This window comes from Marinobacter segnicrescens, assembly GCF_900111555.1.
GTDB classification, from domain to species: Bacteria; Pseudomonadota; Gammaproteobacteria; order Pseudomonadales; family Oleiphilaceae; genus Marinobacter; species Marinobacter segnicrescens.
The window spans coordinates 177153-198132 of record NZ_FOHZ01000003.1 but is presented as its reverse complement, the minus strand read 5'-3'; the positions used below and the strand labels follow the sequence as shown (position 1 = coordinate 198132).

The following is a 20980-nucleotide window of genomic DNA, read 5'->3' as shown; positions in this document are numbered from 1 at the left end:
CCTTAATCCATCCCTTTTGATAAAGCAGGGTTATCCATGAAGCAACTGTTATCCCGTTTCGTTCGTGGCGAGTCCACTGGCCTGGTAGCCGCCCTGGTGCTGAGCCTGTTTCTGGCGGCTCCCCAGGCAGTAGCGGAAACTCCGGAAGAAGCCATTACCAAGCGGCTGAGCGAGGCGGTCCCGGGCCTTCGGGTCGATGCGGTGAAAGAGTCCGCCGTGCCTGGCCTGTATGAGGTGCGGACGAACAATCGTGACATGATCTACGCTACCGGGGATGGTCAGTACATCCTGGCTGGCGAGCTGCTGCAACTGACCGACCAGGGGGTTGTCAACGTCACTGAAAAGGCGCGTTCAGGGGAGCGTGCAGACACCATGGCGGCGTTTGGCGATGAGGGTCTGATTACCTATCCGGCCACTGGTGAACAGAAAGCCGAGATTGACGTATTCACCGATATTGACTGCCCATACTGCCGCAAACTCCACGACGAAATGGACCGACTCAACGAGCTGGGCATCACCGTGAATTACTATGCCTTTCCCCGTTCCGGCCCTGGTACGCCGTCCTTCACCAAGTATGAGTCAGTATGGTGCGCTGACAATCAGCTCGAAGCCATGAACAGGGCCAAGGCGGGAGAAAAGGTGTCGCAGGCCAGTTGTGATAACCCGGTGGCAGACCAGTATCAGCTGGGCCGCGAAGTGGGTGTAACCGGAACCCCTGCCATCCTGACAGAAGATGGCAACATGATTCGCGGCTACATACCGGCAGACAAGCTGGCACAGGGGCTCGGCCTGCTCTGAGCCCATGCCCGATATTGGCCGGGTGGTGCTGTTCTGAGCCCGGCTAATCGGTATACTAGTGCCCCACGATTATCATCCATCGGGCATTGAGGTGAAGCTTGAAAGAAGTCAGGGTCGGAATCTGCGGCTTGGGGACCGTCGGTGGCGGAACATTCAATGTGCTGGCCAGGAATGCCGGTCTGATCGCCGGCCGTGCTGGTTGCGCTATCCGCACGGTACGAGTGGCTACACGTACCTGGCGTGATGACATTGACCTTGGTGATATTCCATTCAGCACCGACATCATGGACGTGGTCAACGATCCCGATGTGGATGTGGTCGTGGAACTGATCGGCGGTTATGAAACAGCTCGTGAGCTGGTCCTCGCCGCCATTGCCAACGGCAAGCATGTGGTCACTGCGAACAAGGCGCTGATTGCCGTCCATGGCAATGAGATCTTTGAAGCGGCCGCCGAGGCGGGTGTTGCGGTTACCTATGAGGCTGGTGTGGCCGGTGGTATTCCGGTGATCAAGGCGATCCGTGAGGGCATGGCGGCCAACCGGATCGACTGGCTGGCAGGTATCATCAATGGTACCGGCAACTACATCCTGACCGAGATGCGCAAGGGACGTCCCTTCAACGAAGTGCTGCAGGAGGCCCAGGACCTGGGTTACGCGGAAGCTGATCCGACCTTCGACGTGGAGGGTGTCGACGCCGCCCACAAACTCACGATCATGGCTTCGGCCAGCTTCGGTGTGCCACTGCAGTTTGACCGCGCCTACACCGAAGGTATCTCCCGCCTGACTCCCTACGACATTGCCCATGCCGAGCTGCTGGGTTACCGGGTCAAGCACCTTGGTATCGCCCGCCGCCGTGAAGGTGGCATTGAACTTCGGGTCCATCCCACGCTGGTGCCCCAGAGCCACCTGATCGCCCAGGTAGATGGTGTCCTGAACGCCGTACTGGTGGATGGTGATGCCGTGGGCCAGACCATGTACTACGGCCCGGGTGCCGGCGATGAAGCCACTGCCTCTGCCGTGATTGCTGACATTGTTGATGTGGCTCGAACCATCCAGGCTGGAGGCCAGGGGAGGGTACCCTATCTTGGCTTCGCACCGGAGGCCATTGAGGACCTGGAAGTGTTGCCCATGGAGTACACCCAGTCGGCTTACTACCTCCGTATCCAGGCCCTGGATCGTCCGGGTGTGCTGGCCAAGGTGGCGTCGATCCTCAGTGAACACGGCATCAATATTGAATCCATCATGCAGAAGGAATCCGAGGTCCACGATGGCCGGATTCCAGTGATCATCCTCACCCACACCGTACAGGAGCGCCAGGTCAACCAGGCCATCGAGGAGCTGGAAGCCCTGGACGAGGTGGATGACCAGGTTGTCCGCATCCGCGCAGAAAATTTCAACTGACAGGTAAGCACGTGAGATACATCAGTACACGGGGTGAAGCACCCGCGCTGGGCTTCGAGGACGTCCTGCTGACCGGCCTGGCCACTGACGGCGGGCTCTATGTGCCCGAGTCCCTTCCTCATTTCAGCCTCGAGGAAATTCGCAGCTGGCGGGGTTTGTCCTACAGCGAACTGGCATTCAACATCATGTACCCGTTTGTTGACGATGCAATTCCGGAGGAGGATTTCCGGAAAATGCTGGACGAAACCTACGGCGTGTTTGCCCACAAGGCGGTAGCGCCGCTGGTTCAGCTGGATACCAATGAGTGGGTGCTGGAACTGTTCCGGGGGCCGACCCTGGCGTTCAAGGACTTCGCTCTTCAGCTGCTGGGCCGCTTGCTGGACTATGTGCTGGCGAAGCGTAATGAGCACGCGGTGATCATGGGTGCTACGTCCGGAGATACCGGTTCGGCGGCCATAGAGGGCTGTCGTCGCTGCGAGCATGTGGACATCTTCATTCTCCATCCGCACCAGCGGGTCTCTGAGGTGCAGCGCCGTCAGATGACGACGGTGCCGGGCGACAACATCCATAACCTGGCCATCGAGGGTAACTTCGACGACTGCCAGCGGATGGTGAAAGCCAGCTTTGGCGACCAGTCCTTCCTCGGCGGCAAGGCGAGACTGGCGGCAGTGAACTCCATCAACTGGGCGCGGATCATGGCCCAGATTGTGTACTACTTCCAGGCATCGCTGGCACTGGGCGGGCCGGATCGCTCCATGGCGTTTTCCGTTCCTACCGGTAACTTCGGGGATATTTTCGCGGGTTACCTGGCGAAGAAGATGGGGCTGCCCGTCTCCCAGCTGGTAATTGCCACCAATCGTAACGATATCCTGCATCGGTTCATGAGTGGTAATCGCTACGAGCAGCATCAGTTGGAGCACACCTTGTCTCCGAGTATGGACATCATGGTGTCCAGTAACTTCGAGCGCCTGCTGTTTGATCTTCACGGTCGTGATGGTGCGGCTGTGAAACTGCTGCTGGAAAACGCGGCCAAGGGGCCGGTCAGCATCGAGGACTACCGCTGGCGCCATGCCCGCAAGCTGTTTGACAGTGATGCGGTGGATGACAAGACCACCTGCGAGACAATTCGCCAGGTGTATGAAGAGAACGAGTACCTGCTGGATCCCCACACCGCCATCGGGGTCAAGGCAGCCCGTAGCTGTCGCCGCGACCCGGCCGTGCCCATGATCACCCTGGGCACCGCGCACCCGGCCAAGTTCCCGGATGCGATTGCCGAGGCCGGCCTGACAGTTAAGCCGCAGCTGCCCGCCCATATGGCGGATCTGTTCGAGCGGGAAGAGCGTTATACCGTGCTGGGCAACAACCTGACCGACGTTCAGGACTTCATGGCCAAGCATTGGAAACATGCCTGACCTGAGTCTTTGGGGCGCCCCTCCGGGGCGCCCGGAGTTCCTATGACCCCCAGAAAAATCCTGAGACGCTCCGGTCCGTCAACCGTGACGGACTGGGGGCGGGACCTGCCCCCTTTGCTGCGCCGCCTTTACGCCGTTCGTGGTGTTACCTCGGATGATGAACTGGCTTACACGCTGAAGCACCTTGCCTCGCCGATATCGCTCAGAGGTATCGATCGTGCTGTCACCCTGCTGGCTGAGGCCATTGAAGGGCAGCAATCGGTGTTGATTCTCGGCGACTTCGACGCCGATGGCGCCACCAGTACCGCCGTTGCCATGCTGGGGCTGTCCATGCTCGGCCTGGGTGACGTGGATTTCCGCGTACCCAGCCGCTTCGCCGACGGCTATGGCCTGACACCCGGTATTATCCACCGCCTGGTGGAGGAGGGCGCGGCTCCCGACCTTCTGGTGACCGTCGATAACGGCATTTCCGCCCACGAAGGGATCGCCGCCGCGCGGGCCGCTGGCATGAAGGTGGTGGTCACGGACCACCACCTCGCCGGGGACAGCCTGCCCGACGCCGATGCCATCGTTAACCCCAATCAGCCGGGGTGTCCTTTCCTGAGTAAGAATGCCGCCGGCGTGGGCGTCATGTTCTATGTGCTGACGGCGTTGCGAAAATATCTGAGAGAATCGGGTCGGCTGCCAAGCCCGGAACCCAACCTTGGCAGTCTGCTGGACCTGGTGGCCTTGGGTACCGTGGCCGATGTGGTGCCCCTGGATCACAATAACCGGATATTCGTGGAGCAGGGTTTGCGCCGCATCCGCCAGGGCCTGGCAAGGCCGGGCATCCTTGCGCTGCTGGAAGTGGCGGGCCGGGACCACACCGCGATCAGCTCCACCGACCTTGGCTTTGTGGTGGGTCCCCGCCTGAATGCGGCCGGCCGCCTGGATGATATGAGTATCGGTATTGCATGCCTGCTGGCGGACAATCCCGGTGAAGCGAGGCGACTGGCCACTGAGCTGGACAGCTTTAACCGGGAACGCCGGACCATCGAGCGGGAAATGAAGGCCCAGGCCCAGGAACTGTTGGCTTCCATGTCGCTGGACCTGGAAGGACTGCCCTGGGGGCTGGCGCTGTTCGATCCGGACTGGCACCAGGGGGTAATCGGCATCCTTGCTGCGCGGATCCGCGAGCAGACTCACCGACCTACGATTGCCTTCGCGCCGGATGATGACGGGATTCATATCAAGGGGTCGGCCCGGTCTATTCCAGGCCTCCATATCCGGGACGCCCTGGCGGTTGTGGACACCCGCCATCCTGGCCTGCTGAAAAAGTTTGGTGGTCACGCCATGGCCGCGGGAATGACCATCGAGCGGGACCAGCTGGAGCGCTTTAGCCAGGCCTTTGACCGGGCCGTTCGCGATACGCTGACATCGGAAGACCTGGAGGCAGCCATTGTCACCGACGGGCCACTGAGCCCGTCGGAAATGAGCCTTGAAACGGCGCAATTGCTCAAGAAAGCAGGTCCATGGGGGCAGCACTTCCCGGAACCCCTGTTCGACGGCGAATTCCGGGTCATCAGCCAGCGGATTGTGGGGGAGAACCATCTGAAGATGGTATTGCAGCCGGTGGATGGACAGGTGGCGGTAGATGGAATCGCGTTCAACACCGGCCCGGAAGTGCCAGATTTTACCCGTTGCGGTGCCCGGGTGGTGTACAAGCCGGACGCCAACACCTTTCGCGGGCGCACCAGCCTGCAACTTCTGATCGATTACCTGGAACCCAGACGGGACACTAGCCGCTGACCAGCCGGGTTCCGGTTCGGTGGTCAACGGTTCTTCGGAATCACGCGCTCCCGCACGAAGACGACCAGGATGGCCGCCAGGGTCAGTACCGGCCAGGAACCGGTGAGCATGAAGGGGGTATTGCCACTGACGGTGCGCAGCTCGCCGGTGAGCACTTCCCGCTCGAACTGGGGAATATCGCCACGTATCTGGCCTTTATTGTCGATCACCGCCGTTACCCCGTTGTTGGTGCCCCGCAACATATAGCGCCCGGTTTCGAGGGCGCGCATCCTTGCCATCTGCAGGTGCTGGTGAGGGCCGATCGAATCGCCGAACCAGCCATCATTACTGATGGTCACCAGCAGGTTGCCCCGGCGTGCGTTCATGGCTACAAAGTCCGGGTAGGCCACCTCATAACAGATAGCGGGCATTAGCCTGGCCTCCCCGGCTATCAGCGGGTCCTGGTATTTCGGTCCGGGGCTGAAACTGGACATGGGCAGGTCAAAGAAACCGATAATACCCCGTAGCCACTGCTCCAGGGGCACGTACTCTCCGAATGGCACCAGTTTCTGCTTGTGGTAAACACCGCCGCCTTCGTCGCCAATGGCAAGTATGGAGTTGTGGTAAGTGTAGTCTTCCCGGTTGGTACTGTAGGTGTACCAGGGGATGCCACTGATCAGCACGCTCTCCTCACCAAGCTTCGAGCGGATATGCTCGATGATGGGCCCGGCTTCGTCCTGGGTGATGGGGATGGCGGTTTCCGGCCAAAGTATAATGTCCCGGTCCCAGTCCTCTTCCGTCAGGCCCAGGTAAACCATTAGCTGGTCCCGGAGAAAATCCGGATCCCACTTGATCTGCTGGGGGATGTTGCCTTGCATGGTGGCAAAGGTGAGGGGCTTATTGCTGACTTCGGTCCAGGGAAAGCGGTTCAGGGCCGGACCGGCCAGCCAGAGCGCCAGCGTGCAAACACCCAGAATGGCTGCAGGTGCGTATCTGCGACTGCGGACGAGGCTATAGAGCCCATAGAGTGCAGCGCCGGTGCCGGTAATGATCAGCGTGATGGCATGAACGCCGGCCAGTGGTGCCCAGCCTGCCAGCGGGCCGTCCACGTGGGCGGTGCCCAGATACAGCCAGGGAAAGCCGGTGAGCAGCCAGCCGCGGATCCAGTCGGTCAGCACCCATACCGCCGGAAACAGGATCAGCCGGCGAACCGGGCTCTCCTTTGCCAGCTTGCCCCAGCCCCAGAAGGCAATGCCGTGGACCAGCGCCAGGCCGGCCACGAACAGCGTCATCAGCAATACGGCGACGGGAATGGATGTGTTGCCGTGTTCGCTGATGCTGACGTAGATCCAGGTGACACCGGATGCAAACAGGCCAAGACCAGTCAGCCAGCCCGACAGGAAAAGCTGACGGCCGGTCTGGAACAGGGTAACGGAAAGTATCAGGGCAACAGATAGCGGCCCCAGCCACCACCATTCCCAGGGGGAGAAGGTCAGCGTCTGCAGCGCACCGGCAACCAGCAGCACCAGCGCCGCGGCCCAGCGGGGTGCGCGGGCCAGCGGGTTACTCAACATCGTCCCGGGTTACCTGCAGTAACCGGATGACCCGGTTGTCGGCGTTGGCAATGGTGAAGGTAAAACCGTAGAAGCTGATGATTTCACCCCGGCGGGGCAGATGGCCGAATTCCTTGAGGACGACACCGCCAATGGTATCGAACTCCTGTTCGTCGATATCCGTGCCGAAGAATTCGTTGAAGTCCTCTACGGAGGTCACCGCCTTGACCGCCCACGAGCCATCTCCGTGGGGCTTGATGTTGGTTTCCTCGTCAAAGTCGTGCTCGTCCTCGATCTCGCCAACAATCTGTTCCAGCACATCCTCGATGGTGATCAGGCCGGCAGTGCCGCCATACTCGTCCACCACAATGGCCATGTGGTTGCGGGTTTCCTTGAATTCCTTGAGCAACTGGTTCAGGCGCTTGCTCTCGGGTACAAAGGTGGGCGGACGCAGGATCTCGCGAATTCGGTTCCAGTTGAGCTCGTTGTTCAGGGCCAGGGGCAGCAGGTCCTTGGCAAGCAGCACGCCGATCACGTCATCCTGGCTGTCGCCAATCACGGGGAAGCGGCTGTGGGCAGAGTCGATGATTTCCTTGAGGAAGGCCTTTGGTTCCTGGGAGGCCTTCACGGTCACCATCTGGGAGCGGGGAATCATGATCTCGTCGACGCGCATGTCAATCACTTGCATGGCGCCTTCGATGATGCTCATGGCATCAGTGTCGATAATGTTGTGTTCTTCGGCGTCGCGAAGGATCTCCAGCACGTCCTCGACGGACTCAGGCTCGCTGGAGAAAGCCTGGGATATTCGCTCCAGCCAGGACTTGCGGTCCTGGCCGCGACTCGACTGATCGTCGCTCATGGGTGTGGTTCCGATTCCTCTGTCTCATAGGGGTTGTTATAGCCAAGTTCGGCCAGCAACCGGATTTCCAGGGCTTCCATGACCTCGGCGTCGGCATCTTCAATATGGTCGTAACCCTGAAGGTGCAACATGCCATGGATGATCATATGGGCCCAGTGTTCTTCGGGAGTCTTGTTCTGTTCGGCGGCTTCCCGCGCCACCACGGGCGCGCAGATTACCAGGTCACCGGCCAGAGGCACTGTTATACCGGGTGGCGCTTCAAATGGGAAGGACAGCACGTTGGTGGGTTTGTCCTTGCCCCGATACTGGTGGTTCAGTTGCCGGCTCTCGTTTTCGTCCACCAGCCGCACGGTGACTTCTGAATCGTGGTCCTGCCGCCAGCCGGCCCGAGCCCAGCGAATAAGGTCGTTATCGCCAGGCAGGGTCTCGTCTTCGATAATCCGCTGGATATCAACGGTCAGCTGGCTCATACCGGGTCGCCGTCACCGAAGTTGTCGTAGGCTTCCACGATGCGCTGAACAAGGGGGTGGCGGACCACGTCGGCGGACTCGAAGCGCGTAAAGCCGATGCCTGAAACCTTACTGAGTACGCTGGCGGCATGGATAAGCCCGGAGTTCTGTCCTCGGGGCAGGTCCACCTGGGTGGTATCACCGGTGATCACAGCGGTGGAGCCAAAGCCGATGCGGGTCAGGAACATCTTCATTTGCTCGCGGGTGGTGTTCTGGCTCTCGTCGAGGATGATGAACGAGTTGTTCAGTGTGCGTCCGCGCATGAAGGCCAGTGGTGCGATTTCGATGACACTTTTCTCGATCAGGCGGGTCACCTGTTCAAAGCCCAGCATTTCGTAGAGGGCGTCGTACAGAGGGCGCAGGTAGGGGTCTACCTTCTGGGCCAGGTCGCCGGGCAGGAAGCCGAGTTTTTCGCCGGCTTCCACTGCCGGGCGTACCAGCAGTATGCGTTTGACCTGTTCGTCCTTGAGGGCTTCCACAGCGCAGGCGACAGCGAGCCAGGTCTTGCCGGTACCGGCCGGGCCAATGCCGAAGTTGACGTCGTGGCTGCGGATATTATGGACGTACTTTTGCTGGTTCTTGCCTCTGGGCCGGGCCTGGAGCTTGGGTGTCTTGATGACGATCTGGTTGCCGTCCCACTCGGAGGCTTCGGGCATGCGCTCGAAGCCGGATTCCCGGATGAACAGGTGGACGGTTTCCGGGCTGATGTCGTCGGTGGCTTCGGTTTCCCGGTAGAGGTGGCGAATGACTTCGGTGGCGGCGGTGGCGTTCTCCGGGGCGCCTTCGATGCGGAAGTGGTGGCCGCGGCGGCCGATGCGCACGTTCATGCGACGCTCGATGTGTTTGAGGTGTTCGTCAAACTGGCCGCACAGGACGGTTAGCCGGCGCTGGTCGGCCGGGCTCAGATCAAATTGTCTTGCTTCGGTGGTTGTAGTCAATCTTTCCTCTGTTTCGGTTTGGGGGTTGGGCCGCGGGGCGGGGGAGGCTTTTCTTTCGGAAAAAGAACTCGCTTCGCTCAGACACCTTTTTCCTGCAGAAAAGCCTCCCCACCCCACGGCCTTCCCAGCGTTAGTGCGAATCTCACTTATAACTCCGCATCACGACCGATCGGACGTTGGGCCTTACTGCCTCTCAGTATAGCTCCGCGTTGACCGGGATGCCGCGAAGGGAATTCGGTAACGCTTCCTTGATTTCCACTTCGATAAAGTGGCCAACCACCTCGGGGTTGTCGTGGCGGAAGTTCACGATGCGGTTGTTCTCGGTGCGGCCGGCGTACTCGCCCGGGTCTTTTTTGGACAGGCCAGTGACCAGGATGCGCTGGGTGGTGCCCACCATCTTGCGGCTGATGTCCATGGCCTGCTGGTTGATTCGCTGCTGCAGGATGGCCAGGCGCTGTTTCTTGACGTCCATCGGGGTATCGTCCGGCAGGTCGGAGGCCGGGGTGCCGGGACGGGCGCTGTAGATGAAGCTGAAGGACACGTCGAAGCCGATGTCATTGATCAGCTTCATGGTGTCTTCGAAGTCCTTGTCGGTCTCCCCGGGGAAGCCGATGATGAAGTCGGACGAGAAGCTGATGTCCGGGCGGATCTTGCGCAGGCGGCGCAGCTTCGATTTGTATTCGATCGCCGTATGGCCGCGTTTCATGGCTGCCAGGATGCGGTCGGAGCCGCTCTGCACCGGCAGGTGCAGGTGGCTGACCAACTCCGGCACGCGTTGGTAGACGTCGATCAGCGCGTCCGAGAACTCCACCGGGTGCGAGGTGGTGTAGCGGATGCGATCGATGCCGTCGATGGTGGCGATCACTTCGATGAGTTCCGCCAGGTCCATGGTGTCGCCGTCGTGGGTTTCGCCCCGGTAAGCGTTGACGTTCTGGCCCAGCAGGTTTACCTCACGCACGCCCTGGCTGGCCAGGTGGGCGACTTCCACGATGACGTCGTCCACAGGTCGGCTGACTTCTTCGCCACGGGTGTAGGGCACCACGCAGAAGGTGCAGTACTTGCTGCAGCCTTCCATGATCGACACGAAGGCGGAGGGGCCATTGGCGCCGGGCTCCGGGAGGTTGTCGAACTTCTCAATTTCCGGGAAGCTGACATCCACTACGCCGACACCATTACCCTTGGTCCTGATTTCGGTGATCATGTCCGGCAGGCGGTGCAGGGTCTGGGGGCCGAACACCATGTCCACGTAGGGCGCCCGGTCGATAATCGCCTGGCCTTCCTGGCTCGCAACACAACCGCCGACGCCGATGATCAGTTCCGGCTTGTGCTTTTTGAGACCCTTCCAGCGGCCGAGTTGGTGGAAGACCTTTTCCTGGGCCTTTTCCCGGATGGAACAGGTGTTCAGCAACAGGATGTCGGCGTCTTCCGGGGTGTCGGTCATTTCCACCGCTTCGCCGGTCTTGAGCAGGTCCGCCATGCGGGCGGAGTCGTACTCGTTCATCTGGCAGCCGTGGGTCTTGATGTAAAGCTTCTTGGCCATGGGTCTCAACTAACCTGGTGAATTCGGCGCCTGCGGGACGCTGGCAGAATCGGACCGCGTATTATAACGGTGTGGCTATTCATCAACCACCGTTGTCTCGGTTAGTTGGTAGTCAGTTATGGTAAAATGCCGGGCTTTTACGGCCCTGATGCTCTCCGACCGCAGTAGAAGACCTGACTATGACTCCCGAACGCCTCGCCCGTATCAAGCAGATCCTGGACACCCGCCAGCCTGATCTCAGTGTACTGACCGACCAGGTCCACAAGCCCCGCAACCTGTCCGCCATTATCCGCTCCTGCGATGCCTTTGGCCTGGCCAATATGCACGTGGTGTGGCCGAAAGAGGGTTTCAGGGCGTTCCGCAAGACCGCCGGGGGCAGCTATCACTGGGTTCGTACCCATACCCACCCGACCATGGACGAGGCGGTTGCCTCTCTGAAAGCCAGGGGCCACAGGCTGTATGCGGCCCAACTGTCCGACCGGGCGGTGGATTACCGGGAGGTGGACTATACCGTGCCCTGTACCGTGATCATGGGCAACGAAGTGGATGGGGTCAGCGCCAACGCCTCCGACCAGGCGGACGAGCACATCATCATTCCGATGATGGGCATGGTGGAGTCCCTGAATGTGTCCTCTGCCTGCGCGATTATTCTGGCCGAGGCCCAGCGGCAGCGAAAACTGGCGGGCCTGTTCGACCAGCGACGGCTGCCGGATGAGGACTACATGCGCCTGCTGTTCCAATGGTGCCAGCCCACGGTCAAACGCTATTGCGACGACCGTAACCTGGCGTACCCGCCGATCGATCCGGAAACCGGGGAGCTGATTGACGGGGTAGGGTGGATGAACCAGGTCCGCAAGCAGCGGCATCCGGAGCTGGCGGAGGACTGAGCGACTTTATTATTCGCCGTCCCGGCCTTCCAGGTACCGCTGCAACTGCTCCCGCAAGGCCTTGGGCAGGCGGGTGATGGTCAGGGCGTCCCTGTCACGGTCGTAGTAGACCGCCTGGTTGACCAGGTCCGACGAGAACGACAGGCTCATGCCGCCACCGGAGCCGGCGATGCGCACCAGTTTCTTCACCTTGCGGTGGTCCGGGTGGAGTACACCGCTTTCGGGGACCTCGGCATTCTGCGAGGCGAATTCCCGGAAACGCTCTGGCTGGCTCTCGTCCAGGTAGCCGGACAGGGCGCCAATCTCTACCGGCTCGCCCAGGGCGTGCTGCTCCTTGCAGAATTCGTAGGCCTTCGCCCGTACTTCGCCGGCTTTCTCCGGTTCCGCGGACTTGGCGAAAGCTTCCACCGCGTCCAGGAAGGTCATGGTTTCTTTCTCCACATCCACCTGGTTGGTGAAACCACAAAGGCGGATGAACAGGTCACCGCCTTCGCCCGTGCCACGGCCATGGACCAGGGTCAGGTGGTTGTCGCTGCCGTTGTCGCCCAGCCAGTCGTCCAGTTCGATGCGCAGCGCCAGGTTCAGGCGCGACAGGCTGAGTACGTCAGTGGCGTCCAGGGCCTGGTTGCTGTCAAAGCGCATGGCACTGTCACTCTCCAGTACCAGCAGGTAGGCCACTTCACCATCGGCCAGCGCCTCGTGGACCAGCATCAGGTGGCCGGAGAACTCCTCCTGGGCGCTGTCGAGCAATTCCTTGAACTGGCCGAACAGCCGGTCGGTCAGGGAGGCGAAGGATTGCTTCTCTTCCATATAGTCTTTCAGCCAGGCGCTGAAGGGATGTTCGCCGATGTCTTCGGAGAAGCGGCCGTACTTCTTGCCCGGCTTGCTGTTGAACAGGCGTTTCATCTGCTTGTGCAGCATCTCGTAGTCGCCGCCGGGTTCCTGCAAGGGGTCGCCGGCTTGCAGCCGGGCAGGCTGCCCGGGCTGGTACTGGCTGGCAAAGGCGGTTCTCAGGTGCTTGATGGCCATGGTACGGATGTTCCTGCTGATGATTCCGGGAAGTGAGGGGCGGATTTTGCCACGGATGGCCGGGCTATTCGATGCCGTGGCGCGCCAGGGCCCAGTGAACATGTTCGCGGACCAGTTCCGAGGGGTGGTCAACCCTTGATTTCAATGCCTCAATCACCGGAATGGTGGACGGCGCATTACCCAGGCCCACCGCCAGGTTGCGTAGCCAGCCTTCGTAGCCGGTGCGGCGAATGGCAGAGCCCTCGGTGCGCTTGAGGAATTCGTCTTCGGTCCAGCGGAACAGCTCGGCCAGGGTACTGTTGTCGAGGTTGTGCCGGGGGCTGAAGTCTTCTTCCCTGGTTGGCTTGCTGAAGCGGTTCCAGGGGCAAGCCAGCTGGCAGTCGTCGCAGCCAAATACCCGGTTGCCCATCAATGGACGCAAATCTTCGGGTATGGCGCCTTTCAGTTCGATGGTCAGATAGCTGATGCAGCGCCGGGCATCCAGCACGTAAGGCCCGGCAAAGGCATTGGTGGGGCAGGTATCCAGGCAAGCTGTGCAGCTGCCGCAATGGTCCTTCTCAAAGGCCGGCGTAACCGGCAGCGGTGCTGACGTGAATATCTCCCCCAGGAAGAAATACGAGCCGGCCTTTGGGTTCAGTACCAGGGTGTTCTTGCCGATCCAGCCCAGGCCGGCCCGCTGGGCCAGGGCTTTTTCCATCACCGGGGCGCTGTCGGTAAAGGCCCGATAGTCGTACCCGTGCAATTCCGAGTCAATGCGTTTGGCCAGGTGGGTCAGGCGCTTGCGGATCAGTTTGTGGTAATCCCGGCCCAGGGCGTAGCGGGTGACGTAGGCCTTCTCCGGGTCTTGCAGCACCTGCTGAGGGTTATCTGGTGCGTTGCGGTAGTCCATGCGAACCGAGATGACCCTTTCGGTGCCGGGCACCAGTGCGGTGGGCGTATAGCGTTTGTCGCCGTGGTGGCCCATCCATTCCATCTCTCCCTGCAGGCCCTGTTCCAGCCATTGCTGTAAGCGCTGGGCGTGCACGCCGGTTTCCGGCCTGGTGATGCCGATATCGCTGAAGCCCAGCTCCCGGGCCCATTCGCGGATACGGGCAGGGAAATCTTCGAGTGCAGAGGTCATGGATCGGAGTTACTATTGGTTAAAGTGTGGTCTATGCCTGAATTTTGCTATGCTTAACAGATAGCTGGCAAAAACAGTTAAACTGGATTCTTGAAACCTGACAGGTTCTGGCCCGTTATGCCGACAACCCACAGCTTAACAGAATCGCTCTTCACTGCAGATGGTGTGCAGGCCATTGATCGCTTTCTTATTGAAGATCAAGGTGTTGATGGGTATGAGCTGATGCAGAAAGCCGCCCGTGCCGCTTTCCGACAACTGGTGCGGCACTGGTCAGGTGCAGCGTCTGTGCTGGTGCTTTGTGGGGCTGGCAATAATGGTGGCGATGGGTACCTGGTGGCCCTCAATGCCCTGCGCCAGGGACTTGCCGTTGACTGTATCGCCGTTGCGGACCCGCAAAAACTGTCCGGTGATGCCCGTCGAGCCTGTCGGGATGCGGAAGAGGCTGGCGTGGCCATCCGTCAGTGGCAGGCCCTCGCGGGTGACGAGCGGGTCCGGCTTTTCGCCGGATCACCGGTGGTGGTGGATGCCATGCTGGGAACCGGTGTGCGGGGTCAACCTAGGACACCGTTCGACGAAGTGGTTCGCCAGGTCAATGCCAGCGGCTGTCCGGTGCTGGCCGTCGACGTACCTTCCGGGCTCGACGCCAGTCGTGGTGTGGCAGAGGGTGACGCAGTGGTGGCGGACATTACGGTTACCTTTATTGGCCAGAAGCTGGGGCTGTTGACGGGGCAAGGGCCGCATTTCGCTGGCAAGGTTGTCCATGACACCCTGGGTGCCGATCAGGTTTGCGAGACCTTTCCGATAGCGGCCGTGGCTTCGCTGGCCAACTGGCAGCGTTGCCAGTACTCGCTGCCACCACTGTCCCGTTCCGCCCACAAGGGCAATTTCGGGCATGTTCTCGTGATAGCTGGTGACCGGGGTTTTGGCGGTGCCGGGCTGCTGGCGGCCGAGGCCGCAGCTCGCAGCGGGGCTGGGCTGGTCACCCTGGCCACCCGGCCGGAGCATGTCGCCCCCGCGCTGTCCCGGTGTCCATCATTGATGGTTCGCGGCGTTGTGCATGGCAATGAACTGGCGCCGCTTCTCAGCAAGGCGGATGTAGTGGTGTGCGGGCCGGGTCTGGGTCAGTCCGCCTGGGGCCAGCAGATGTTGCAGCAGGTACTGGAGGCTGACAAACCCCGCTTGCTGGATGCGGACGCCCTGAACCTGATGGCGAACCGGGTACCGGTGGTTTCGGACCAGCAGGTCATCACCCCTCATCCGGGAGAAGCGGCCCGGCTGTTGTCGTGCGGTGTTTCTGATATTGAGGCGGACCGTTGTGCATCGGCCCGCTCCCTGCAGGAGCGATTTGGCGGTGTGGCCCTGCTGAAAGGCGCAGGCACCCTGGTCGCTGCCCCGGACCAGCTTCCGGTTCTCATCGCAGGCGCAAATCCTGGTATGGCCACCGGAGGAATGGGGGATGTGTTGTCCGGTATTCTGGGGGCGTTCATGGCACAGGCCCTCAAGGCGCAGAGCATGTCATTGGCTGACGGAGTCGTGCTTGGGGCTTCACTCCACCTTGCCGCCGCTGACCGGGCTTCCCGCTGTCGAGGCTATCGTGGACTCTTGCCAATGGATGTTATCGATACGCTGCCGGGCGTTCTCGCTGGTGCAGAGTTCCGTTTGGAAAAAACCGGGGTGACTGCCATGGGGGTATCGGATGACTGAGCAGAGGTTCTGGCTGGCGGATGAGGCGGCCACTGTGGCGGCCGGTAAAAGTCTTGCAAATGCGGTGAAATCGGTGGCTTCCGCTGACGGGGTTGTTATATTCCTTCATGGCACCCTGGGCGCCGGCAAGACCACGTTCAGCCGCGGTTTTATCCAGGGCCTGGGTCACCAGGGCGCGGTGAAAAGTCCAACCTACACACTGGTGGAGCCCTACGAACAGTTACAGCCCGCCACCTGGCACTTTGATCTGTACCGGCTGGGCGACCCGGAAGAGCTGGAATTCATGGGTATCCGGGATTACCTGGCGCCGGGTAATGTCTGCCTGGTGGAGTGGCCGGAACGCGGTGAGGGTATTCTGCCGGTACCGGACCTGGAGTTGACCTTGGCGCCGGAGCGTGGTGGCCGTTCGCTGGCTTTCCGGGCCCGAAGTGCCATCGGCAGGGCGCTACTGAGCCACTTGGCAGAACAGGCCGATTTCGCTGCCAGTGCCGGGCGGCAACAAACAGAGACGGACCAGGATTGAGGGCCCGCATATGACAATAACAGGATTGATTACAGGCTCATTGCGCAGGTTACTGCTACCGCTTTTCGCCCTGGCGCTCACGGCTATGCCGGCCCTGGCTTCCACCGAGGTTGAGGGTGCCCGTATCTGGCCGGCACCGGATCACACCCGGCTGGTGTTTGACACCCGGTCGCCGGTGGAGCACACCATTTTTTCGCTGGAGAACCCGTCCAGGTTGGTGATTGATTTGAAAGATGCCAGCCTGAAGGCCCGGCTGGATCAACTTGACCTGAAAGGCAGCCCTGTACGCAGGATTCGCAGCGCTGCCCGCAATGGCGACGACCTGCGGGTAGTGCTGGACCTGAGCAAGGACATCAAGCCCCGCAGTTTTCAGCTCGAACCCAATCAGCAGTATGGCCATCGACTGGTCATCGACCTGATCGAGGAAGACCGGGAGTCCCTCAGCGACATGACCCGCCCCATCGTCCGTGAGGATACCGGCGGCAAGCGGGATGTCATCGTGGTGATCGATGCCGGCCATGGCGGTGAGGACCCGGGGGCTATCGGGCCTTCCGGGACCCGGGAAAAGGACGTGGTTCTCGCCCTTGCCCGTCGCCTGGAAAAGCTGATCGACAGCAAGCCCGGGTATGAGGCCCGGCTGACTCGCACAGGGGACTACTTTATCGACCTGCGCCGGCGCACGCTGCTGGCGAGAAAGCACAAGGCGGATCTTTTCGTATCGGTCCATGCGGATGCCTTCCACAGTCCCCAGCCCAGGGGTGCGTCGGTATTTGCATTGTCCCAGCGGGGGGCGACCAGTGAGACCGCCCGCTGGCTGGCCCGCAGTGAGAACCGCTCGGACCTGATCGGTGGCGAAGGTGGGGTCACCCTGGGGGACAAGGATGATGTGCTGGCCGGCGTTCTGCTGGACCTGTCCATGACGGCAAGTATCAACGCCAGTGTGGGCGTGGGTGACTATATCCTTAAAAAGCTGGGTAATGTCACCAGGCTACACAAGTCCGGTGTGGAGCAGGCGGCGTTTGTGGTGCTCAAGTCCCCGGACATCCCCTCGATCCTGGTTGAGGCCGGGTTTATCTCCAACCCCCAGGAAGAGAGGAACCTGCTCAGCTCTGCCCACCAGAACAAGGTCGCCCAAGCTGTGTTCGAGGGCATTGACGAATACTTCAACAACGTGCCACCCCCCGGTACCTTGCTGGCGTGGCAAAAACGCCAGAAAGGGGGAACCGCTGTCAGCGAATACCGGGTGCAGCGGGGTGACACGCTGTCGGCCGTTGCCCGTCGCAACCAGGTCAGTGTTGAAGCTATCAAGCGGGTCAACGGCCTGACCAATGACGTGGTCATGGTTGGCCAGACCCTGCAGATTCCCAGTTCATGACAAACGGGGGCGGCTGACGCCCCCGTGAATCTGTTATCATCCGGCCATCAGTTTCACCATTCATTGATTGCCGGAGACTCATCCCTCAATGCCTTCCATCAAGCTGCTGTCCCCCCGGCTGGCCAACCAGATTGCGGCCGGGGAGGTGGTCGAACGTCCCGCCTCGGTTCTCAAGGAGTTGGTCGAAAACGCCCTGGACGCCGGAGCCCGTCGCATCGACGTGGAGGTGGAGCAGGGGGGTGTTCGCCTGATCCGGGTGAGGGATGATGGTGTTGGTATCCCGGAGGACGAGCTGCCCCTGGCGCTGAGTCGCCATGCTACCAGCAAGATCGCAACCCTGGATGACCTTGAGGCAGTGGCGTCCCTGGGTTTCCGCGGCGAGGCACTGGCCAGTATCAGCTCCGTATCCCGGCTTACACTCACCTCACGAACGGTAGAGCAGGAAGCAGCCAGCCGGGTGGAGGTGGAAGGGCGTGATATGGACGCCCGGGTTTCGCCGGCCGCCCACCCGGTAGGCACTACCGTGGAAGTGCGGGATCTGTTCTTCAATACACCGGCACGGCGCAAGTTCCTGCGAACCGAAAAGACCGAATTCGGCCACGTGGAAGAAGTGCTGCGGCGGCAGGCGCTGGGCCGGTTCGATACCGGCTTTACCCTTCGGCACAACCAGAAAGTGGTCCACAGCCTGAGGCCGGCGGAGAGCGACCTGGACCATGAGCGTCGCATTGGTTCACTGTGCGGGCAGAAGTTCATCGACAATGCCGTGGTGATCGACGCTGAAGCTACCGGGCTGAGACTTCGCGGCTGGGTTGCCCTGCCCACCTTTTCCCGCAGTCAGGCGGACCTGCAGTACTTTTTCGTCAATGGCCGTGTTATTCGCGACCGCCTGGTCGCGCACGCGGTGCGCCAGGCCTATCGGGATGTTTTGTATAATAACCGCCATCCCGCCTTTGTACTTTACCTGGAACTGGACCCGGCCAACGTGGATGTTAACGTGCACCCTACCAAGCACGAAGTCCGCTTTCGCGACGGGCGCCTGGTCCATGACTTTATCTTCCGCACCCTTCACCGGGCGCTGGCGGATGTGCGCCCGGATGACCACTTCCGCGGCGCTGTTGCCCAGTCCCTGGGGCGCGAAGCTGGCACCGATCATCCCCAGCCAGCTGCCATGCAGGCAACGGGTGGTGCGTCAGCTCCCGCTGCGGGACCGGAAGCCGGCCCGGGCTGGGCGGGTACCGAGGCCTGGAAGGCCCGCAACCAGGGGCAGCCCCGGTCAACCTGGGAAGCCAGGGATCAGATGGCCTTCTACCGGTCTCTGAGTGAAGGAGGTGGCCCCGCACAGGCCGGGGAGCTCCAGGCCCGGCCGAGACCCTATCCCCAGACCCAGCCAACCCCGGCCATGGGATCCACGGTCCCGGAAGAGGGAGAGCATGGCGAACCGCCCCTTGGCTATGCCATTGCCCAGTTGCACGGTATCTATATCCTGGCCCAGGGTCGCCAGGGCATGATCATCGTGGATATGCATGCCGCTCACGAGCGTATCACCTATGAGCGAATGAAGCGTGCGCTGGACGCCCAGGACCTGACCAGCCAGCCCTTGCTGGTACCGGTCTCCGTTGCCGTTAGCCAGAAGGAGGCAGCACTGGCGGAAGACTGTGCCGGTGACCTGGCGACCCTCGGGTTGGTGGTGGAGCGGATCGGTCCGGAAACCCTGGCGGTCAGGCAGTTGCCGGCGCTGTTGCGGGGGGCAGACGCCGAGCAGTTGCTGCGGGACGTGCTGGCGGATCTGATAACCCACGGCCAGAGTGACAGGGTGGAGGCCCAGACCCACGAGCTGCTCGGCACCATGGCCTGTCATGGCTCAGTACGGGCCAATCGCCAGCTCACGATTCCCGAGATGAATGCCCTTTTGCGGGATATGGAAGCCACTGAACGCAGCGGTCAGTGTAACCATGGCCGGCCCACCTGGACCCTGGTGACCCTGCCTGAACTGGACAAGCTGTTCCTGCGGGGCCGCTGATGGCAGTGTCATCCCCGCAGCCGCCCCTCGCCATCCTGCTGATGGGCCCAACCGCGTCCGGCAAGACAGACCTCGCTATGGAGCTGTGTGAACATCTGCCCTGCGACATCATTAGCGTTGACTCAGCGATGATTTACCGGGGCATGGATATCGGCACCGCCAAGCCCTCCAGGGAAGAGCTGGCGCGGGCACCCCACCGCCTGATCGATATCTGCGACCCGGCGGAGACCTACTCGGCGGCAGACTTCCGCCGGGACGCCCTGCGCGAAATGGACGCCATTGCCCGGGCTGGTCGTATCCCGTTGCTGGTAGGCGGTACCATGATGTACTTCAAGGCCCTGCTGCAGGGTATGGGTGATCTGCCTGCCGCTAACCCCGGGGTCCGCCAGGAGTTGGAGCAACTGGCCTCCCGTGAGGGCTGGCCGGAATTGCACAGACAACTGGCAGAGGCAGACCCAATAGCGGCGGAACTGGTTCACCCCAATAACCGTCAGCGGCTATTGAGGGCACTGGAGGTTTACCGGGTAACCGGGCGCCCTATCTCGTCGTTCTGGCAAACCGGGACAAATATCAAGGATTACCCGTATTTGACCAACTGGCAGGCAGACGCGGTCCACCGGCTGCCGTATACTGTTGTCCAGTTTGCCCTGACGCCGCCAGAGCGCCAGCAGCTGCATAACCGTATCCGGGACCGCTTCCAGGCCATGCTGGAACAGGGTTTTCTGGAAGAGGTCAGGGGGCTGATGGCTCGTGCTGACCTCACGCCGGACATGCCCTCCATGCGGAGCGTGGGCTATCGCCAGGTCTGGTCATGGCTGGCCGGCGAGGGTGATTACGGGGACATGGTGGAACGGGGTGTTGCTGCCACCCGGCAACTGGCGAAACGCCAGCTGACCTGGCTGAGAAAGTGGCAGGATGTGACCTGGCTCGAAACTGAAGCCGGTGAAAATCTCGCCATTGCCTTGAAAAAACTCGAATCTCACACCACATTGAAGTCGGGGCGCTGAGGATCAGGGCTTCAGGCTTTGCCGGAGGTTCACCGGGAACTTCACTGGAGGTATCCGGTCCCGATTGGCTGCTGACCTGGCATTGGTTAATGCTGGTGCGTTTGGCGGCTGTAACACAACGACGATCTGCACTATCAGAAAAATACAGGAGAAATAACATGTCAAAAGGGCACTCTCTACAAGACCCTTACCTCAACGCACTGCGCAAGGAGCGTATCCCGGTTTCCATCTTCCTGGTGAACGGTATCAAGCTTCAGGGCCAGGTAGAGTCCTTCGACCAGTTTGTCATTCTGCTTAAGAATACCGTCAGCCAGATGGTCTACAAGCATGCGATTTCCACCGTTGTCCCTGCCCGGAATGTTCGCATTCCCCAGCAGAACCCGGCTGGAGAGAATGAATCGGAAGACTGACAGCACCTCGGGGTTTTGTCGTCAGGCCCGCACAGGCTGACCAGGTAATGCTGGTTCAGGCTGTGCGGGTTTTTACATTTTTATCCATTGGATTATTGCTTCGGTGTTGGGGGAAGACCTCCCCCGAAG

The 20980-nt window shown here is 61.0% G+C and carries 18 protein-coding genes; 11 read left to right on the top strand and 7 right to left on the bottom strand.

All coding sequences use genetic code 11. The features are described 5' to 3' along the window. The first annotated feature begins 36 nt into the window (after positions 1–36). The 4 genes from BM036_RS05160 (at position 37) to recJ (ending at position 5398) form a co-directional block, all read left to right on the top strand. Positions 37–798 (top strand): thioredoxin fold domain-containing protein, encoded by a 762-nt coding sequence (locus BM036_RS05160; protein ID WP_091849173.1) that lies wholly within the window; start codon positions 37–39, stop codon positions 796–798. Positions 799–896: 98 nt separating this feature from the next. Continuing rightward, positions 897–2198: a homoserine dehydrogenase gene (locus BM036_RS05155; protein WP_091849172.1), complete on the top strand. Its 1302-nt coding sequence runs from the start codon at positions 897–899 to the stop codon at positions 2196–2198. 11 nt (positions 2199–2209) lie between these two features. Further along, entirely contained in the window at positions 2210–3610 is a 1401-nt protein-coding gene (gene thrC / locus BM036_RS05150) for a threonine synthase (protein WP_091849171.1), read from the top strand. A gap of 42 nt (positions 3611–3652) precedes the next feature. Then, a complete protein-coding gene (recJ, locus tag BM036_RS05145; protein ID WP_091849170.1) occupies positions 3653–5398 on the top strand; it encodes a single-stranded-DNA-specific exonuclease RecJ in 1746 nt (581 codons plus the stop codon). A 23-nt stretch (positions 5399–5421) separates the two neighbouring features. On the opposite strand, the gene lnt is transcribed toward recJ, so the two are convergent. The 5 genes from lnt to miaB all read right to left on the bottom strand — a co-directional run bounded on the left by lnt (position 5422) and on the right by miaB (position 10776). Beyond that, positions 5422–6951, bottom strand: coding sequence for an apolipoprotein N-acyltransferase (gene lnt / locus BM036_RS05140; protein ID WP_091849169.1), 1530 nt, complete (start codon positions 6949–6951; stop codon positions 5422–5424). Further along, positions 6941–7789 carry a CorC family transporter gene (locus BM036_RS05135; protein ID WP_091849165.1) on the bottom strand — a complete coding sequence of 283 codons (849 nt, stop codon included), beginning with the start codon at positions 7787–7789 and terminating at the stop codon, positions 6941–6943. The genes lnt and BM036_RS05135 overlap by 11 nt, the downstream gene beginning before the upstream one ends. Continuing rightward, positions 7786–8259, bottom strand: coding sequence for an rRNA maturation RNase YbeY (ybeY, locus tag BM036_RS05130; RefSeq protein ID WP_091849164.1), 474 nt, complete (start codon positions 8257–8259; stop codon positions 7786–7788). Before ybeY ends, BM036_RS05135 begins: the two co-directional genes overlap by 4 nt. Further along, positions 8256–9236: a PhoH family protein gene (locus BM036_RS05125; protein ID WP_091849163.1), complete on the bottom strand. Its 981-nt coding sequence runs from the start codon at positions 9234–9236 to the stop codon at positions 8256–8258. Before BM036_RS05125 ends, ybeY begins: the two co-directional genes overlap by 4 nt. 193 nt (positions 9237–9429) lie before the next feature. Continuing rightward, the gene (gene miaB / locus BM036_RS05120) at positions 9430–10776 is read right to left on the bottom strand and encodes a tRNA (N6-isopentenyl adenosine(37)-C2)-methylthiotransferase MiaB (protein WP_091849162.1); all 1347 of its coding nucleotides are present in this window, start codon (positions 10774–10776) and stop codon (positions 9430–9432) included. A 179-nt stretch (positions 10777–10955) separates the two neighbouring features. On the opposite strand from miaB, the gene trmH reads away from it, so the two are divergent. Beyond that, the gene (trmH, locus tag BM036_RS05115) at positions 10956–11663 is read left to right on the top strand and encodes a tRNA (guanosine(18)-2'-O)-methyltransferase TrmH (RefSeq protein WP_091849161.1); all 708 of its coding nucleotides are present in this window, start codon (positions 10956–10958) and stop codon (positions 11661–11663) included. A gap of 9 nt (positions 11664–11672) precedes the next feature. Here trmH and BM036_RS05110 read toward each other — a convergent pair whose 3' ends face one another. Further along, complete coding sequence (locus tag BM036_RS05110; RefSeq protein WP_091849160.1) at positions 11673–12692, bottom strand: nucleoid-associated protein; 1020 nt, start codon at positions 12690–12692, stop codon at positions 11673–11675. A 64-nt stretch (positions 12693–12756) separates the two neighbouring features. Then, entirely contained in the window at positions 12757–13812 is a 1056-nt protein-coding gene (gene queG, locus BM036_RS05105) for a tRNA epoxyqueuosine(34) reductase QueG (RefSeq protein ID WP_091849159.1), read from the bottom strand. A 117-nt stretch (positions 13813–13929) separates the two neighbouring features. Between queG and BM036_RS05100 the strand changes: the two genes are divergently transcribed. From BM036_RS05100 to hfq, 6 genes are all read left to right on the top strand, one after another. After that, positions 13930–15516 carry an NAD(P)H-hydrate dehydratase gene (locus BM036_RS05100; RefSeq protein WP_091849158.1) on the top strand — a complete coding sequence of 529 codons (1587 nt, stop codon included), beginning with the start codon at positions 13930–13932 and terminating at the stop codon, positions 15514–15516. Then, entirely contained in the window at positions 15509–16039 is a 531-nt protein-coding gene (tsaE, locus tag BM036_RS05095) for a tRNA (adenosine(37)-N6)-threonylcarbamoyltransferase complex ATPase subunit type 1 TsaE (protein ID WP_091849157.1), read from the top strand. The genes BM036_RS05100 and tsaE overlap by 8 nt, the downstream gene beginning before the upstream one ends. 10 nt (positions 16040–16049) lie before the next feature. Further along, positions 16050–17414 (top strand): N-acetylmuramoyl-L-alanine amidase, encoded by a 1365-nt coding sequence (locus tag BM036_RS05090; RefSeq protein WP_091849156.1) that lies wholly within the window; start codon positions 16050–16052, stop codon positions 17412–17414. 88 nt (positions 17415–17502) lie between these two features. Next, a complete protein-coding gene (gene mutL, locus BM036_RS05085; RefSeq protein WP_091849154.1) occupies positions 17503–19434 on the top strand; it encodes a DNA mismatch repair endonuclease MutL in 1932 nt (643 codons plus the stop codon). Beyond that, on the top strand, positions 19434–20441 hold the full coding sequence (gene miaA, locus BM036_RS05080) for a tRNA (adenosine(37)-N6)-dimethylallyltransferase MiaA (protein ID WP_091849153.1): 1008 nt from the start codon (positions 19434–19436) through the stop codon (positions 20439–20441). The genes mutL and miaA overlap by 1 nt, the downstream gene beginning before the upstream one ends. 158 nt (positions 20442–20599) lie before the next feature. Then, complete coding sequence (gene hfq / locus BM036_RS05075; RefSeq protein ID WP_091849152.1) at positions 20600–20851, top strand: RNA chaperone Hfq; 252 nt, start codon at positions 20600–20602, stop codon at positions 20849–20851. Positions 20852–20980: the final 129 nt, after the last annotated feature.

Coding starts and splice junctions, on each gene's coding strand:
- BM036_RS05160 (WP_091849173.1), top strand. CDS start 37: ATGAAGCAACTGTTATCCCGTTTCGTTCGTGGCGAGTCCACTGGCCTG.
- recJ (WP_091849170.1), top strand. CDS start 3,653: ATGACCCCCAGAAAAATCCTGAGACGCTCCGGTCCGTCAACCGTGACG.
- lnt (WP_091849169.1), bottom strand. CDS start 6,951: ATGTTGAGTAACCCGCTGGCCCGCGCACCCCGCTGGGCCGCGGCGCTG.
- BM036_RS05135 (WP_091849165.1), bottom strand. CDS start 7,789: ATGAGCGACGATCAGTCGAGTCGCGGCCAGGACCGCAAGTCCTGGCTG.
- ybeY (WP_091849164.1), bottom strand. CDS start 8,259: ATGAGCCAGCTGACCGTTGATATCCAGCGGATTATCGAAGACGAGACC.
- miaB (WP_091849162.1), bottom strand. CDS start 10,776: ATGGCCAAGAAGCTTTACATCAAGACCCACGGCTGCCAGATGAACGAG.
- trmH (WP_091849161.1), top strand. CDS start 10,956: ATGACTCCCGAACGCCTCGCCCGTATCAAGCAGATCCTGGACACCCGC.
- BM036_RS05110 (WP_091849160.1), bottom strand. CDS start 12,692: ATGGCCATCAAGCACCTGAGAACCGCCTTTGCCAGCCAGTACCAGCCC.
- queG (WP_091849159.1), bottom strand. CDS start 13,812: ATGACCTCTGCACTCGAAGATTTCCCTGCCCGTATCCGCGAATGGGCC.
- BM036_RS05100 (WP_091849158.1), top strand. CDS start 13,930: ATGCCGACAACCCACAGCTTAACAGAATCGCTCTTCACTGCAGATGGT.
- tsaE (WP_091849157.1), top strand. CDS start 15,509: ATGACTGAGCAGAGGTTCTGGCTGGCGGATGAGGCGGCCACTGTGGCG.
- BM036_RS05090 (WP_091849156.1), top strand. CDS start 16,050: ATGACAATAACAGGATTGATTACAGGCTCATTGCGCAGGTTACTGCTA.
- mutL (WP_091849154.1), top strand. CDS start 17,503: ATGCCTTCCATCAAGCTGCTGTCCCCCCGGCTGGCCAACCAGATTGCG.
- miaA (WP_091849153.1), top strand. CDS start 19,434: ATGGCAGTGTCATCCCCGCAGCCGCCCCTCGCCATCCTGCTGATGGGC.
- hfq (WP_091849152.1), top strand. CDS start 20,600: ATGTCAAAAGGGCACTCTCTACAAGACCCTTACCTCAACGCACTGCGC.